Raw genomic sequence first — 14,651 nt, forward strand, 5'->3', positions numbered from 1 at the left:
TTGCGTCAACCGCTCCTCCCATCCAGCCGGAGGGCGTACAGGTAGCCGTTGTTGGACAGCACGTACGCCTTCGTCCCCACCACCCGCGGCGGAGCCGAGATTCCCTCGCCCGGGTTCCACGCCAGGCGCGACTGGCCCGTGCGCGGGTCCACGAAGAGCAAGGAGCGCTGTGCCGGTACCAGGAGCATCCCCTTGACCAACACGGGCTCCATCCCGGCACGTTCCTGGAGGGTCTGCGACCAGATGAGCCGTCCGCCGTCCGCCATGTAGGCATCCAGGCGGTCATCCCCCGTGGCCACCACCACCCCCGCGTGCACCAGCAGCGAGGTGATGCCCTGCGCCACCGAGTTCCACACCACGTCACCCGTCTCGGCGTCGAGCGCGTAGAGGCCACCCGCGTACGACGCAGCGTAGACATGGCCCGACTCGTCCAGCACGGGCTGGGTGTCCACGTCCACGAACTGCGCGACGCCGCTCGGTGCCAGCAAACGCTCCCACCTCACGCTGCCGTCCGTGAGATCCAGCGACACCAGCGTGCCGTCGGAGAAGCCCACCCATGCCGTCTGCTCGCGCACCGCCGGCGCGGACGCCCGGTGAATGGTGAAGCCGGCCGGTGGATCCCTCCGGTACAGCCACGCCAACTCACCCGTGGCCCGCTTCACCGCGAACAGGGTGTCGCTCTGCGAGGCCACCAGCACCAGGTCGCCCGCGAGCACCGGGGCCGTGGCGAGCGCCTCGCCTGCCGCGTACTTCCACTTGAGCTCGCCCGTCTTCCCATCCAGGGCGTACAGCACACCGTCCGTGCCCGGCACGTAGACGATGCCCTCGGCCACCGTCGCGCCCGCGTAGAAGCGGTTGCCCGCCCGGAAGTTCCAGGCCTCCTGGCCCTCGGCGCCAATGCTCCGGACGTAGCCATCCCGGGTGAGCGCGATGACACGCTCGTTCTTCGCGTCGTAGGCCGGCTGGGCCTGCTCACGCGGCGCGTACTCGAGCAGCGTGGGGCTGACGAGCTGCTTCCACCAGTCCACCGAGAAGAAATGGTGTGGCGGCTGCACCGGGGCGGAGGTGACCGGGTTGCCGTACACCGGCACCGTGGTGCATGCACCGAGCAGGCCCGCCGCCGCGAGCCCACCTGCCCAACGCTTCCACCGGCTCGCGGTCCACATAGGCCAGCGTCTACCCCGCGTCCTGCGCCTGGGTGGTGGCCGGCGCCGTCTTCGGCTCGGGCACCTTCACGCCCTGGGCCGCAAGCACAGCCAACCGCTCGGTGGCCAGGCGTCCGGCCGCCGTGTTCGGCTGAGAGGACTTCAGATCCGCCAGCAGCTGCGCCGCCTCGTCCTTCTTACCCTGCGCCGCGAGGATGCGCCCCTGATGGTACTGACCCATCCCCTGGAGGAACTCACCCGACTCCACCTTCGCCATCTCCTGGAAGGCCGCGAGCGCCTGATCCAGCTGGCCCTTCGCCTCGTGGGCGTAGCCCTGACCCTCGTAGGCCGAGGCCACCAGCGGTTCCTTCTTGTCGGCGTCCCGGGTGTACTCGCTGAAGGAGGCCAGCGCCCCATCGTAGTCCCCCAGCCGGTACTGGGCCTTCCCCAGCGGCAGCGCCGCCGTCACCGCGGCCTCCGTGCCCTTGTGCGCCGCACGGAAGTCGGAGAGCGACTTGACGATGGCCTCGTCCTTCTCCTTGTCGGTCTTGAAGGGGGGCTCCTCGCCCGGCTGCGGCTGCAACGGCTCCGTGCTGGCGATCACCGGCCGGTCCAGCACCTGGAGCGCCTGGCCCAGCTGCTTGGAGGCCTTCTCCTCGCCTCGGGTGGAGAAGTAGTTCACCAGCGCGGCGATCAGTCCGCCCACGATGATCACAGCCACCGCGGCGCCAATCAGCTGCCGCCGCTTCTCCAGCCAGTCGCTCGCCTCGGCGCCATACAGCTGGAAGGCATCCGGAGCACGGAGCTCCTGCTTCGTCATCTTCTCGGACTTCTCGGCCACGGTGGTTCGCACCTCTCTCGGGGGTCGAAGGGCGCGCAATCTACGGAGCGCGCACCGGCAGTGTCAACGCGGACGGCCCTCAATGCTTCCCGGCCAGCTTGGGCTTCTTCCTCGCAGCACGCTTGGCCTGGCCCGGTCGCTCCCGGAACAGCATCCGGATGGGCACCCGCAGGTCGAACGTCTTGCGCAGCTGGTTGGTGAGGTAGCGCTTGTACATGTCCGGCACCCCGTCCGGCCGGTTACACGTGAGCGCAAAGGTAGGAGGAGCCGTACCCACCTGGGCCATGTAGTACACCCGGAGTGGTCCCCGTCCCACGATGGGCGCCGGGTGGTTTTCCTCGATGTGCTTGAGCAGCCGGTTGAGCTGCGGGGTGGGTGCCCGGTAACGGAACTGGTCCGCCAGCTCCACCGCTAGCTCCAGCACCTTCTCCACCTTCGAGCCGGTGAGCGCCGACGTGAACACGATGGGCGCGTACCCCACGAACTTCAGCGCGTGCTTGAGCTCCTCGCGGAAGATCTCCTGCTTGCGCTGATCCGTGCTGATCAGATCCCACTTGTTCACCACGATGACCAGCGCGCGGCCCTTCTCCTCGGCAATGCCGGCCAGCTTGGCATCCTGGTCCACCGCCGGCTCCGTGGCATCCATCAACAGCACCGCCACGTCGCTGCGCTCCATCGCCTTGAGCGCCGCCACCACCGAGAACTTCTCCAGCCGGTGGGCGATCGTCTTCTTGCGCCGGATACCCGCGGTGTCCGTGAGGATCACCTGCCGGTCCTTGTACTTGAGCTCCGAGTCGATGGGGTCGCGCGTGGTCCCCGGCACCTCGCTGGCCACCACCCGCTTCTCCTTCAGCAGCGCGTTGACCAGGGTGCTCTTGCCCACATTGGGCCGGCCAATGATGGCCACCCGGATGGGACGCTCCTCCTCCTCCTCGGCGGGCGCCTCCTCCGCGCCCTCCTCCTCCCCCCGCTCCGCGCGCTCCTCGGCCTCTGCGGCCTTCTTCCGGGCCTCGAGCTCCTCCGGAGACAGGGGCGGCAGCTTGCCCACCACCGTCTCCATCATCGAGCCCACGCCCAGACCGTGCTCGGCCGAGATGGGGAACACATCCCCCAGGCCCAGCCGGAAGAACTCGGCGGCGTGCGCCTGGAGGGACTGTGACTCGCTGTCCAGCTTGTTGGCGGCCACCACCACCGGCTTGCCGCTCTGGCGCAGGTAGGAGGCCACCTCCTGGTCCGCGGACGTCAGCCCAGCACGGGCGTCCGTCACGAAGATGATGGCGTCACACTCCTCCACCGCCAGCTGCGCCTGCTCGCGCACCTGCTGCAGCAGGGAGTCCTTCTCCCCGGGCACGAAACCGCCCGTGTCGATAATGGTGAGCTCCCGGCCCTCGTACTCCACGTCCCAGTACTGCCGGTCGCGGGTGACTCCGGGGATGTCCTCCACCAAGGCGATGCGACGCCGGGCGAGGCGATTGAAGAGCGTGGACTTGCCCACATTGGGGCGACCCACGATGGCGACCAAAGGCTTCATGCGCGTACTTCCTACTCGTAACCGAGCTTCTTGAGGCCCTCGGGACGCTCGCTCCAGCGAGGCTCCACCCGGACCCGTAGCGAGAGGTACACGTGCGCCCCCAGCAACCGCTGGATGGATTTGCGCGCGTCCGTCCCGATCGTCTTCAACATCTGCCCTTGCTTCCCGATGATGATGGCCTTCTGGCTGTCACGCTCCACGTAGATGGAGGCGGCAATCCGAATCAGGCCCGCCAGCTTTCCGGGGGGCGTTCCAGGCGGCGGCTCGCGCTCGGACTCGTCGAAGAAGTCCACCAGCACCGCCGTGGAGTACGGAATCTCCTGCCGGCAGTGCCGCAGCACCTGCTCGCGGATGTACTCCGCCACCAGCGTCTTCTCCGCCTGATCCGTCAGCACGTCCTCGGGAAAGAGCGGCTCTCCCTCGGGCAGGTGCTGGAGTACCGCCTGGAAGAGATTCTCCACCCCGTCGTCCTCCTTCGCGGAGATGGGCACCACCTCGGCGAAGGGGAATTCCCTGCGGTACAGGTCGATGAGCGGCAGCAGCACCGGCTTGGGCACCGTGTCGATCTTGTTGATGACCAGGAAGGTGGGCTTGCCCGCCTTCTGCAGTCGCTCGAGGATGAACCGGTTGCCCGGCCCCACCTCGGGCTTGTCCGAGCCCGTCGGCTCAACGACGAAGAGGACCAGGTCCACCTCGTCCGCCGCCTGAAGGGCCACGTCCACCATGTAACGGTTGAGCTCGCCCTTGGCCTGGTGGATGCCGGGCGTGTCGAGGAAGGCCACCTGCCCCTCCGGCCGCGTCACCACCCCCAGAATCCGGTTCCGGGTGGTCTGCGGCTTCGGAGAGACGATGGCGAGCTTCTCGCCAGTCAGTTGATTGAGCAGCGTGCTCTTGCCCACGTTGGGACGACCAATGAGCGCGGCGAACCCGCTGCGGTGTGTCTTTTGGGCCATCTAGGTGCTTCGAAGGTCGAAGGTGATCAGGAGTCCCCTCCGCGGGGACTCCCCAGGAACTACTCGGAACGACATAGAACATCTGACCCGCCGTGAACCCTCCCAGGCAGGCAAGCAACCGCCTCCAGGGCGGCTGCGAGGAGGCCTAGGCCGGTGCGGAGGTAGAGATGGTCAGCTTGTTGATGCGCACATCGGTACGCGGCCGGTCGCCCGCGCCCTTGGGAATCTCGTTGGCGATGCGGTCAGCGACGTCCTGGCCCTTTACAACCTCGCCGAAGATGGTGTGCCGGTTGTTGAGGTGCGGCGTCGGCACCACGGTGATGAAGAACTGGCTGCCGTTGCTGTTGGGGCCAGCGTTGGCCATGGCCAGCAGGCCCTTCTTGTCGAAACGACGGCCGCTCTGGAACTCATCCTTGAACTTGTACCCCGGCCCGCCGATGCCCTGGCCGAGCGGATCCCCACCCTGAATCATGAAGTTCGCGATGCAGCGGTGGAAGATCGTCCCGTCGTAGAGCGGCTTGCCCGTCATGCGCTCGCGCGTGGCCGGGTGCGTCCACTCCTTCTCGCCCGTGGCCAACCCAACGAAGTTCTGCACCGTCTCCGGCGCGTCCTTCGGGAACAGCTTCACGACAATCTGCCCCTCCGTGGTGTCGAAGGTGGCGTAGAGATCGTTGCCCGCACGCGCCTCATCCATCATTCCCATGGCTGCCTCCCGGGTTTAAACCCACTAGCGGATGGGCGCGGGACCTTATTCCCCGACCCCAGGGCGGCCAAGCAGTTTCAGGCCGGGGTGTCGTCCTTCGGACCTGGAGCGGGTGCCAGAGTCACCCCCTGGGCCACCCCCTGCCCCGGCTTTTCCCCCCGATCCAGCAACTCCAGGGCGGCGTGGGCGGCCGTCTGCTCCGCGTCCTTCTTGCTGCGCCCCGTGGCCCGGGCATACACGTCCGGGCCCAGCACTACCTCCACCTCGAAGATCTTCTCGTGGTCGGGGCCCGTCTCGGAGACGATCTGGTAGCGCGGCGTCAGCTTCAGGCGCTCCTGCGCCGCCTCCTGAAGCTTCGTCTTGTAGTCCTGCCGGCCGAGCGCCTGCGCCACGCCCTCCAGCGCCTCCGAGAAGTGCCGGTCCACCAACGCCATCACCGGCTCCAGCCCGGAGCCCAGGTACATGGCGGCGAAGACAGCCTCCAGCGCGTTGGCCAGTAGCGAGCTCTTCTCCCGGCCGCCACTCAGCTCCTCGCCCCGCCCCAACTGGAGCAGCTCGCCCAGCGCCAGCCGGCGGGCGATGCGCGAGAGGCCCTCCTCATTGACGATACGGGCGCGCAGCGGCGTGAGCTCCCCCTCCTTCATCTGGGGGAAGCGCTCCATCAACCGGTGGCCCACGGCCAGGTTCAGCACCGCATCCCCGAGGAACTCCAGACGCTCGTTGTCCTGGAAGCCCTCGCCCCGGTGCTCGTTGATCCAACTCTTGTGTGTCAGCGCGGTGAGGGCCAGCTCGGGACGGGTAAACGTCGTCCCCAGCCGCTCCTCCAGGGCCTTCACGCGCTCGGAGGGTTGCAGGGTCGGCACGGGCCTCTACTCCGCGAGCTGGCTCGCGAGCTCCTCGGCGAGCGCGTAGGGATCCGCCTGACGCTCCGCGATGCGCCCGGCCACCTCGTCCAGTTGGCCCCGCTCTCGCTCGAGGCGCGACAAGGCGCTCTTGAGCAGCCGCTCGCGCAGCAGGGCCACGAATTGCGCCGCCGCCCGGGTGCGCTCCTTCGTCTTGCGCTCTCCCGTCTCCTCCAGGAAGGCGCGGTGCTCGTCGATGTTCTTCACCAGGTCGGCCACGCCTTGATCCCTCGCGGCCACCACCTTGAGGATGGGCGGCTCCCACTCCCGAGGCCCCGCCGGCTCTTCCACGTGCTTGCCCTCGGCCTTGGCGCGCACCATCCGGTGGTGGGCGTCATGGTCCATGGGCGGCGCCTTCACCGCGTGGCGCAGCTCCAGCATCATCCGCAGCTCGCGCACCACCCGGTCCGCCCCGTCCAGGTCGGCCTTGTTCACCACGAAGATGTCCGCCACCTCGAGGATGCCGGCCTTGATGGCCTGAATGTCATCCCCCATGCCCGGCACCGTCACCACGAGCGTGGTGTGCGCCATCTGGGCGATGTCGATTTCATCCTGCCCCACGCCCACCGTCTCCACGATGATGACGTCGCGCCCCATGGCGTCCATCACCCGGATGCAGTCGCCCGTGGCGCGCGACAGGCCTCCCAGGTGCCCACGCGTGGCCAGCGAGCGGATGAAGACGCCCGGATCCGTCGCGTGGTCCTGCATGCGGATGCGATCGCCCAGGATGGCGCCGCCGGTGAACGGGCTCGTCGGGTCCACCGCGATGACGCCCACCGTCTTGCCCGCCTTGCGCAGGTGGGCAATGAGCCGATCCGTCAGCGTGGACTTGCCCGCGCCCGGCGAGCCGGTGATGCCAATGATGTAGGCCCGCCCCGTCTTGGGGAACAGCTCGCGCAGGGCCTCGGTGGCCTCCGGCTCGCCATCGTCGATGTTGCGCATCAGGCGCGACGCGGCCCGCACATCGCCCTGCAGAACCCTCTGGGACAGACTCGCCTTCGTTGCCAAACCCTTACTCCTGTCGAGCGCCCGGGCCTATCAGCTTCACGGCCTCGGCGGGGACCTTCAGCAGGTCCGCCACCAGTGGGACAACTCCGGGGAAATCATCTAGTTCGAAACGCTCCGCCCATACCTTGCCCTGCGCCCCCGCCAGCAGACCCCGGAAGGTCCGGCCGGCCACGCGTGCCGCTGCGAAACGGTAGGGTCGCCCCTCCACTTCGAGCAGCACCAGCAGCTCCAGCCCACTGCGCGGGGGCACGAGTGCTCCCTCCCCGAAGGCCCGAACGACCTCCGAGAAGCCCACCACACCCTCGCTCGCCTCCGGCCTCGTCCGGACGGCCTCCGCCGACCCCTGCTCGCCGAACAGCGCGGCCAGGTAGCCCACCAACGCACCGCGCTCACGGAACTCGGACAGCTCGAAGGTGTGCCCCTGCGGCACGGACAGGGCCTGCCCGTCCCTCACCGCGCTCGACACCTGGAAGTTGCCCTGCCGGTCCGCCACCAACGTCAGCGCCAGCCCGTGCTCGGACAGGTGCGTGGACAGCCTCAGCGATACCGGATCCACCTCGGGGCTCAGCCCCAGCGCCCGCAGCTCCGCGGAGCGCCGCTGCACGTGGAAGAGGTGCTCGTTGAAGGCGTCCACGACCTCCGCCTCCACCTCGCGAGTCCCCTGCACCGAGCCCAGTGCGATGGGACGCAGCCCCACCACCTCCGGCGGGTCCACGGGCACCAGCCGCTCCCCCTGGACCTGGAAGCCCACCCGCTCCACCTGGCGGCCACCCACTGGGTTCTCCAGGGGCTCGGTCAGGACGAGGGTCGCCTCCAGGCCTTCCCCCTCGCCCCGCACCTCCAGTCCGAGCTGTCTCAGCCGGGCCGTGTCCATCACGCCTTCTTGAAGACCTCGCGCGCGATGATGGAGCGCTGGATCTCGCTCGTGCCCTCGCCGATCTCACACAGCTTGGCGTCACGCAGGTAGCGCTCGACGGGGAACTCGCGGGTGTAGCCGTAGCCACCGTGGATCTGCACCGCCTTGCCGCAGGCCCGCGTGGCCACCTCGGAGGCGAACAGCTTCGCCATCGAGGCCTCCTGGCTGTACGGCTGGCCCGCATCGGCCAGGTAGGCCGCGCGGTGAACCAACAATCGTGCCGCGTCCGTCTCCGTCTTCATGTCCGCGAACATCCAGCGCAGACCCTGGAACTCGGAGATGGGCTGGCCGAAGGCCGTGCGCTCCCGGGCGTAGCGCACCGACTCCTCCAGCGCCCCGCGGGCCAGGCCCACCGCCAGCGCGCCGATGGTGATGCGGCCCTTGTCGAGGATCTTCATCGTGTCGATGAAGCCGTGGTCCACCTCACCCAGCCGCTGCGAGTCCGGCACCTCCACGTTCTCCAGCACCAGCTCCGCCGTGTCCGAGGAGCGCATGCCCAGCTTGCCGTGGATGGGCCGCTGGCTGAAGCCGGGCATCCCCTTCTCCAGGATGAAGGCGGTGATGCCCTTCTGCTTCTTCTCCGGCGACGTCACCGCCAGCACCACGAAGACGCTGCCCACGGTGCCCTGCGTGATGAACATCTTCGCGCCGTTGAGCACCCAGTTGTCGCCCTTGCGGACGGCAGTCGTCTTCATACCCGCAGCGTCCGAGCCGCTGCCGGGCTCGGTGAGGCCCCAGGCGCCGAGGTACTCGCCGGTAGCCAGCTTGGGCAGGTACTTGCGCCGCTGCGCGTCATTGCCGAACACGCGCAGGTGGCTGGTGCCCAGCCCGTTGTGGGAGGCCACGGTGAGGGCCAGCGAGCCGTCGTAGCGGGCGATCTCCTCGACCGCCACCGCCACGGCGAGCGAGTCCATGGCGGCGCCGCCGTACTCCTCGGACACCAGCATGCCCAGCACGCCCAGCTCACCCAGCTCCCGGACGACCTCCATCGGGAACTTCTCCTCCTTGTCCCACTCGCGCGCGTAGGGCTTGACCTTGCGCTCGCAGAAGTCACGAAGGGAGGACTGAAGGGCTCGATGGCTTTCGGGAAGTTCGAAGTCCATGTCGGGGATGTATAGCAGAGGGGGGTAAGGGGCTATCAAACCGGGTAGACGCCGTGCTTCTTCGTCTCCCGGGGCTGGAAGCGCCGAGAATACAACTCATAACGTTGCAGGAGTTCCTGGCGCAGCCGGTCGCCGGGGACGATCTCATCCACCACCAGCTCGCTCGCCAGCTTGTAGATGTCCACGTCCTGACGGTACTCGTCCCGGAGCTGCTGGACGTAGGCGGCTCGCTCGGCCTCGGGCTTCTCCTGGATCTTGTTGAAGTACACCGCGTTCACCGCGGCCTCGGGACCCATCACGGCGATCATCGCCTGCGGCAGCGCCAGGGTCGCATCCGGAGCGAAGCCTGGGCCGCTCATGGCGTAAAGGCCCGCGCCGTACGCCTTGCGCACCACCACGCAGATCTTCGGCACGCTGGCCTCGGAGACGGCGGAGATCATCTTCGCGCCAGCGCGGATGATGCCCGCACGCTCCACCTTGGTGCCGATCATGAAGCCCGGCACGTCCGCCAGGTACAGCAACGGGATGTTGAAGGCGTCACACAGCCAGATGAAGCGCGCCGCCTTGTCCGCCGAGTCCACGAAGAGCACGCCGCCCTTGTACTTGGGCTGGTTGGCGACAATGCCCACCGGTCGGCCACCGATGCGCGCCAGGCCAGTAATCAGCTCCTGGGCGAAGAGCTTCTTCACCTCGAACCAGCTCCCTTCGTCGATGAGCTCGTTGATGAGCGCGTACATGTCGAAGGGCTTGTTCTGGTCCGCGGGGATGATCTCGTCCACCCGCTTGCCGCTGCTCTTGGGCGGCATGGGATCGGTTCGCGGCGGCGCCTGGGTGAAGTTCTCCGGGAAGAAGGAGATGTACTTCTTCGCCGCTTCGATCGCCTCCTGCTCCGTCTTCACCAGCATGTCGCCCACGCCGGACACCGAGCAGTGCATCTTCGCGCCGCCCATCTCCTCGAGTGTCACCTTCTCGCCAATGACCATCTCGGCCATGCGCGGGCTGCCCAGGTACATGGAGGCGTTGCCGTCCACCATGATGACGATGTCACAGAAGGCCGGGATGTACGCGCCGCCCGCCGCCGAGGGCCCGAAGAGCAGGCACACCTGCGGCACCTCGCCGGACATGTGCACCTCGTTATAGAAGATGCGGCCCGCGCCCCGGCGGCCAGGGAACATCTCCACCTGGTCCGTGATGCGCGCCCCCGCCGAGTCCACCAGGTACAGCAGCGGACAGCGCAGCTGCTTCGCCGTCTCCTGGATGCGGAGGATCTTCTCCACCGTGCGCGCGCCCCAGCTCCCCGCCTTCACCGTGGAGTCGTTGGCCATGATCGCCACCGGACGCCCCGCGACCTTCCCCACTCCAATGATGACGCCATCCGAGGGAAGCTCCGGGTCCAGGTTGTTGGCGAGCTTCGCGTCCTCGACAAACGAGCCCTCGTCCACCAGCAGCCGGATGCGCTCGCGGGCAAACAGCTTGCCCGTCTCCCGGTTCTTCGCGTGGTACTTCTCAGCCCCGCCCTTCTCCACCTGGGCGATCTTCTCGAGCAGCTTCTGATCGAATGACATGGCGCCGGGGGGCATAGCAGAAAGGTGCTCGCCTGGCTGCTGTCTCCGTTCACTCCAAGCCTGGGCACGGCGCGTCAAAGTCCTGCTCTGACTTCCAGCCGACGCCTGCCCCCATTTCCGAGTTACAGACACGTTGCCCAGGGGGTGCCACCTCGCTCGCCCCTCCCTACCTTGTCACTCCATAGGGGTGGGCTGCCCTGGGGGAGGCCACCTCTCTTCGAGTGGCTGTCAGGAGGAGGACGGAATGCTGTTCGCGAAGAAGGCCAAGTTTGCGGTGAAGAGCGACGTGTACCGGAAGTACCTCGCCAAGAAGATCCTCAAGGACCTTCCCCAGTACGCCAAGGGGCAGTGGGAGGAGTTCGACCCCGATGACGTGCTGCGCTACGTGGGCCTCACCACCTACAAGCCCGCCCGCAGCTCGTTCGCCGGCGTTGGCGCGTTCGTCATCGGCTGCGCCGTCGGTGGCATCGCCGCCCTCCTGCTCGCGCCCAAGACGGGCACCGAGCTGCGCACGGACGTGAAGGACAAGGCCATGGGCTACCTCGGCAAGCAGGGCATCGCCGTGGGCTCGGAGAAGACCGCCAGCGCCTAGTAGTTGCCTGGATACCCTCTAGAGAGGGTGGGGAGCCCGAGGTTGTGCTTCCCTGCCCTCCTGGCCGGGATTCCATGGAGCGAGGTCCGGTGGCGGCTACTCGCCTGCCTCCCGGGCCTCTTTGTATTGCAAATATCTGAAGTGATTGGGTTCGGGGCTCTCCGGGGCTGGCGCCTCACGGTCTTCTTGTGGAGGCTGTGGGAGGCGCTGTGTCATCCCCTGGAGGAATCCGTGTTCCCTCGCGTACTTGGCGGCGTGGCCGTCGGTCTCGCCCTTCTGCCGCTCGTCGCGTGGAGCCAACCACAGGCTGACACCTCGCCACCAAGCCCGGGGATCGTCCTGGATGGACTCGGCGGCCCCGACAGGGAAAGGGACACGCAGGACTACACCAACATCCTTCAGGCCGACTGGGGCCAATCGCCTCGGTTCTCCGATCCCGAGTCGGGCATCAGCGGCTATGCGCGCGCCATCGGCACCCGGCCATGCGGTACCGAGGTCCGAGTGTTCGAACCCCGCGAGCTCCTTCTGTCGGAAACCCTGTACGACCTCAACCTCACCCGCGGACAGCGCTACTACGTCACCATTCGCGCGACCAACGGCGCGGGCCTGTCCACCTACGTGTCCTCGGATGGCGTCCTCGTGCTGCTCGAGGATGGGAGCACGGGCGATGCGCCCGCGGCACTTCCCGGCGGTGTGTGCACACCGGACAGTGGCACGGCCGACGCGGGAACCGATGGGGGTTCTCCTGGCACACCGTCAGACGGTGGAACCTTCACTGACGGTGGTTCCTCCCAGGACGGCGGGATGGGGACTACCGATGACCCAGGCCCGCTGGAGTCGCCCCTCGGCTGGGGCTGTGCCGCGGGTGGACCCGGGGGAGTCGCCCTGATGGTGCTGTCGGTGCTCGGGCTCGGGGCTCTTCGCCGCCGGCCTCGCCGCTAATACACGCGCAGCAACTCGGTCCGGATGTCGAAGTGCGGCCTCCGGATGTCCGGGACGATCACCTCGCCGCGCACCTCGTCGAAGTTGCCCGACAGCACTCCCAGTGCCATGAGTCCCGAGAGGTAGGCCGCATCCCCGGCATTGAGCGCGTCGAGCTTCGTGACCTTGAGGGTCCGCGCGAAGCTCACGTGCCCATCGATGGCCCAGACACTGCGCACGGACTCTCCCTTTGCCCTCTTGGCGAAGTGCTCGGGCGCGGGTGGGAGCTTCGCCAGGGACTCGGGCACCTTTTCGAGGACGTACGCATCGAAGAGCGGATTGCCAGAGCTCCTGCTCAACTTCACCGACAGCACCTGCCCCGTGCGTGACTGCTCGAGATCGAGCTCCGCGTGCAATGTACCGGCGCCCTTGCTGTACCCATCGAGCCTGTCGACGTTCGAGAGGCCTGATGTTCGGGCTCGCTTGCCCGTCGTCCCCTTGTGCGCCACGTCCTCCAGCCGGTCCGTCGCCCCTATGGAGCCCCCCTGCGAGTACGGATTGCCCGTCGCACCGAAGTTCTCGGCGCTCTTTTGCAGCTCCTGCAGGCCTTGAATCATCCCGGGACCTGGCTTGAAGAAGTGCTTGATCACCCCGTCGTACGCGAAGAGCGGCGCGCCCGAGAGCCCCTTCTCCAGCGCCGTGTCCATCTCCCCGAAGAAGCTGTCGACGAGGCCGTTCTCCACGCGTAGCACCGCCATGCCGTCGTCGAGGAATCCCTGGACCCGGCCCCGGACCCGCTCGCGTTCCTCGGCCAGTTGCTGCTCGGCAGTGGGCCCGTCGCCTGGCCTCCACGTGCGTCCTCCCGTGGAGGCTCCCGGAGGCGTGCTGGCGGGGGGCGCCACGGCGAGTCCTCCAGGGCCCGGGAACAGTCGCACGGCGCGGGGTACATCTGGCACGACTTCGGGTGGCGCCGAGGCCTCGGCCTCGGGCGGGATGGGCGCGGGGGGGGGCGAAGGATCGGGTGGGGCCGAGGCTCGGGGCGGCTGACGGGGGCCTCGCGGCGGTTGCGGTGGCTTCACCACGGAAGGGGGGGAACGGGGAGGCTCGGCGCTCGGAGGCGGTGTGCGTTCGACCACCTCGAATTGGAGGGGCTCCTGCTGGCGGTTCGAGGGCGACCCGAGCTCCGCGGGCGGTGTCAGGTACAGCACGAGCCCCAGGCCCACATGGAGGGCCAGTGAGACGAGCAGGGCCTGGAGCAGGCGGGAGCGCCGCATCGGGACACCACGCTGGCAGAGATGCACCTTCCGCACAAACTCTCTTCCCTCCTCTCAGCGCGCCTGCTCGACCCAACGGCGCCAGGCCGCCACGTCGTCACCAAAATCCTGTCCCGACAGCAGGGCGAGCACCTTACGAGCGGGCTGGTGATCGATTTCCTGCTGCGCGCCCGCCATCTCCAGAAGCACCTTGCCCACCTTGTCGAGGATCTGCTGGCGGTGGACGGCCCCCTCGGTCTCCACGATGCGCACGAGCGCCCAGCCCGCCTTGTTGCGATCGGTCGCCGAAGGGAACCAGAGCGCCTCGAGTACAGTCTCTAACGGAATGATGACGCGCTTCTGGTCCTTCTGTGCCGCACCGAGCAGGCGCAGCGCCTCGTTGCGCACGCCCTGGTCGGAGTCACGCACCGACGGGAGGACGGCTCGCACGAACTCCTCTCGCGAGGTCATGTAGCCCAGGAGCATGACTGCGGTCTCTCGCTTGCGCGCGTCCCGGTCCTCACGCATCACCCGCACGAGCGCGTCGACGTTGCGTGGCACACCGTCGATGAAGCGCTGCTCCAGAGGCTCGAGTTCGGGGTGATCGAACCTCCCGTAACACCCGATGGGGGCACGGCACGGACCCGTCTCCCCGGGAAGCACGCCCTCGCTCCGCAACTTCCAGAGCTTCTTGAGCCAATCCTTCCAGGCCGCCATGAGCCCGTCCGGATCGGGGACGTCCCCTTGTGGCTCGGGGGCAAAGGCCATGCGCCACTCGTCTCCGGTATCGACCAGATCCACGGTCACCCGGACCGTGTGCGTCGGTGCCCACTGGACCACCGACATCCTGCTGTAGGCGAAGGAGTACGCCGAGGTGATGCGCTTCTTGCTCTCCATGAGCTGTTGGATGAACTCCTGCTTGCTGGTATCGACGGGCGTACCCGGAGCCGGAAACACCATGAGCTCGAGCAGCTTCTCCTTGGGCACCTTGCGCGAGCCGAAGATCTCCACGCCTCCGAACGTGAAGATGGGACTGGGAGGTGTGGGCGCCGTGGCCTGGGGCGGGGGGGCGGCGGCGGGTGGCTCGGCCTGACGGGTGGTGGTGGTGCACGCGGTGAGAAGGGCAAGACTGGCGACGAGGCGTTTCACGGGTTCCCTCCGTGCTCGGCATGGAGACAGGGCTCGCGACTGTAGTGTCGGAGTGCTCGCCGTCGCGAG

The 14,651-nt window shown here is 67.8% G+C and carries 14 protein-coding genes; 2 read left to right on the forward strand and 12 right to left on the reverse strand.

The window, feature by feature from the left end; translation table 11 throughout:
• Positions 1-5 precede the first annotated feature (5 nt).
• From F0U60_RS26605 to F0U60_RS26650, 10 genes are all read right to left on the reverse strand, one after another.
• Entirely contained in the window at positions 6-1,166 is a 1,161-nt protein-coding gene (locus tag F0U60_RS26605; RefSeq protein WP_395824987.1) for a PQQ-binding-like beta-propeller repeat protein, read from the reverse strand.
• 10 nt (positions 1,167-1,176) lie between these two features.
• Complete coding sequence (locus F0U60_RS26610; RefSeq protein WP_395824990.1) at positions 1,177-1,986, reverse strand: tol-pal system YbgF family protein; 810 nt, start codon at positions 1,984-1,986, stop codon at positions 1,177-1,179.
• Between the two features lie 79 nt (positions 1,987-2,065).
• Entirely contained in the window at positions 2,066-3,517 is a 1,452-nt protein-coding gene (gene der / locus F0U60_RS26615; protein ID WP_395824993.1) for a ribosome biogenesis GTPase Der, read from the reverse strand.
• A gap of 11 nt (positions 3,518-3,528) precedes the next feature.
• Positions 3,529-4,470 (reverse strand): GTPase Era, encoded by a 942-nt coding sequence (gene era, locus F0U60_RS26620; protein WP_395824996.1) that lies wholly within the window; start codon positions 4,468-4,470, stop codon positions 3,529-3,531.
• A gap of 145 nt (positions 4,471-4,615) precedes the next feature.
• A complete protein-coding gene (locus F0U60_RS26625) occupies positions 4,616-5,173 on the reverse strand; it encodes a peptidylprolyl isomerase (RefSeq protein WP_395824999.1) in 558 nt (185 codons plus the stop codon).
• Between the two features lie 77 nt (positions 5,174-5,250).
• Positions 5,251-6,036, reverse strand: coding sequence for a ribonuclease III (gene rnc, locus F0U60_RS26630; protein ID WP_395825002.1), 786 nt, complete (start codon positions 6,034-6,036; stop codon positions 5,251-5,253).
• A gap of 6 nt (positions 6,037-6,042) precedes the next feature.
• Positions 6,043-7,083, reverse strand: a complete 1,041-nt coding sequence (gene meaB, locus F0U60_RS26635) for a methylmalonyl Co-A mutase-associated GTPase MeaB (protein WP_395825005.1) — start codon at positions 7,081-7,083, stop codon at positions 6,043-6,045.
• Positions 7,084-7,087: 4 nt separating this feature from the next.
• A complete protein-coding gene (locus tag F0U60_RS26640) occupies positions 7,088-7,957 on the reverse strand; it encodes a hypothetical protein (protein ID WP_395825008.1) in 870 nt (289 codons plus the stop codon).
• Positions 7,957-9,102 (reverse strand): acyl-CoA dehydrogenase family protein, encoded by a 1,146-nt coding sequence (locus F0U60_RS26645; RefSeq protein ID WP_395825011.1) that lies wholly within the window; start codon positions 9,100-9,102, stop codon positions 7,957-7,959. The genes F0U60_RS26640 and F0U60_RS26645 overlap by 1 nt, the downstream gene beginning before the upstream one ends.
• 35 nt (positions 9,103-9,137) lie before the next feature.
• Positions 9,138-10,667 (reverse strand): acyl-CoA carboxylase subunit beta, encoded by a 1,530-nt coding sequence (locus F0U60_RS26650; protein ID WP_395825014.1) that lies wholly within the window; start codon positions 10,665-10,667, stop codon positions 9,138-9,140.
• A 244-nt stretch (positions 10,668-10,911) separates the two neighbouring features.
• On the opposite strand from F0U60_RS26650, the gene F0U60_RS26655 reads away from it, so the two are divergent.
• Together F0U60_RS26655 and F0U60_RS26660 are read left to right on the forward strand one after the other, a co-directional pair.
• Positions 10,912-11,259 carry a YtxH domain-containing protein gene (locus tag F0U60_RS26655; RefSeq protein ID WP_395825017.1) on the forward strand — a complete coding sequence of 116 codons (348 nt, stop codon included), beginning with the start codon at positions 10,912-10,914 and terminating at the stop codon, positions 11,257-11,259.
• 231 nt (positions 11,260-11,490) lie between these two features.
• On the forward strand, positions 11,491-12,201 hold the full coding sequence (locus F0U60_RS26660) for an MYXO-CTERM sorting domain-containing protein (RefSeq protein ID WP_395825020.1): 711 nt from the start codon (positions 11,491-11,493) through the stop codon (positions 12,199-12,201).
• Here F0U60_RS26660 and F0U60_RS26665 read toward each other — a convergent pair.
• Together F0U60_RS26665 and F0U60_RS26670 are read right to left on the reverse strand one after the other, a co-directional pair.
• Positions 12,198-13,454: a TonB C-terminal domain-containing protein gene (locus F0U60_RS26665; RefSeq protein WP_395825023.1), complete on the reverse strand. Its 1,257-nt coding sequence runs from the start codon at positions 13,452-13,454 to the stop codon at positions 12,198-12,200. The two genes, F0U60_RS26660 and F0U60_RS26665, sit on opposite strands and share 4 nt — an antisense overlap.
• Before the next feature lie 54 nt (positions 13,455-13,508).
• Positions 13,509-14,582: a HEAT repeat domain-containing protein gene (locus F0U60_RS26670; RefSeq protein ID WP_395825027.1), complete on the reverse strand. Its 1,074-nt coding sequence runs from the start codon at positions 14,580-14,582 to the stop codon at positions 13,509-13,511.
• Positions 14,583-14,651 lie beyond the last annotated feature (69 nt).

Source organism: Archangium minus (genome assembly GCF_044360475.1).
GTDB classification, from domain to species: domain Bacteria; phylum Myxococcota; class Myxococcia; order Myxococcales; family Myxococcaceae; genus Archangium; species Archangium minus.

Bases quoted from the DNA above. Each gene is read 5' to 3' on its own strand.
- F0U60_RS26655 (WP_395825017.1), top strand. From the start codon at position 10,912: ATGCTGTTCGCGAAGAAGGCCAAGTTTGCGGTGAAGAGCGACGTGTAC.
- der (WP_395824993.1), bottom strand. From the start codon at position 3,517: ATGAAGCCTTTGGTCGCCATCGTGGGTCGCCCCAATGTGGGCAAGTCC.
- F0U60_RS26640 (WP_395825008.1), bottom strand. From the start codon at position 7,957: ATGGACACGGCCCGGCTGAGACAGCTCGGACTGGAGGTGCGGGGCGAG.
- F0U60_RS26605 (WP_395824987.1), bottom strand. From the start codon at position 1,166: ATGTGGACCGCGAGCCGGTGGAAGCGTTGGGCAGGTGGGCTCGCGGCG.
- F0U60_RS26665 (WP_395825023.1), bottom strand. From the start codon at position 13,454: ATGCGGCGCTCCCGCCTGCTCCAGGCCCTGCTCGTCTCACTGGCCCTC.
- F0U60_RS26625 (WP_395824999.1), bottom strand. From the start codon at position 5,173: ATGGGAATGATGGATGAGGCGCGTGCGGGCAACGATCTCTACGCCACC.
- F0U60_RS26645 (WP_395825011.1), bottom strand. From the start codon at position 9,102: ATGGACTTCGAACTTCCCGAAAGCCATCGAGCCCTTCAGTCCTCCCTT.
- F0U60_RS26650 (WP_395825014.1), bottom strand. From the start codon at position 10,667: ATGTCATTCGATCAGAAGCTGCTCGAGAAGATCGCCCAGGTGGAGAAG.
- era (WP_395824996.1), bottom strand. From the start codon at position 4,470: ATGGCCCAAAAGACACACCGCAGCGGGTTCGCCGCGCTCATTGGTCGT.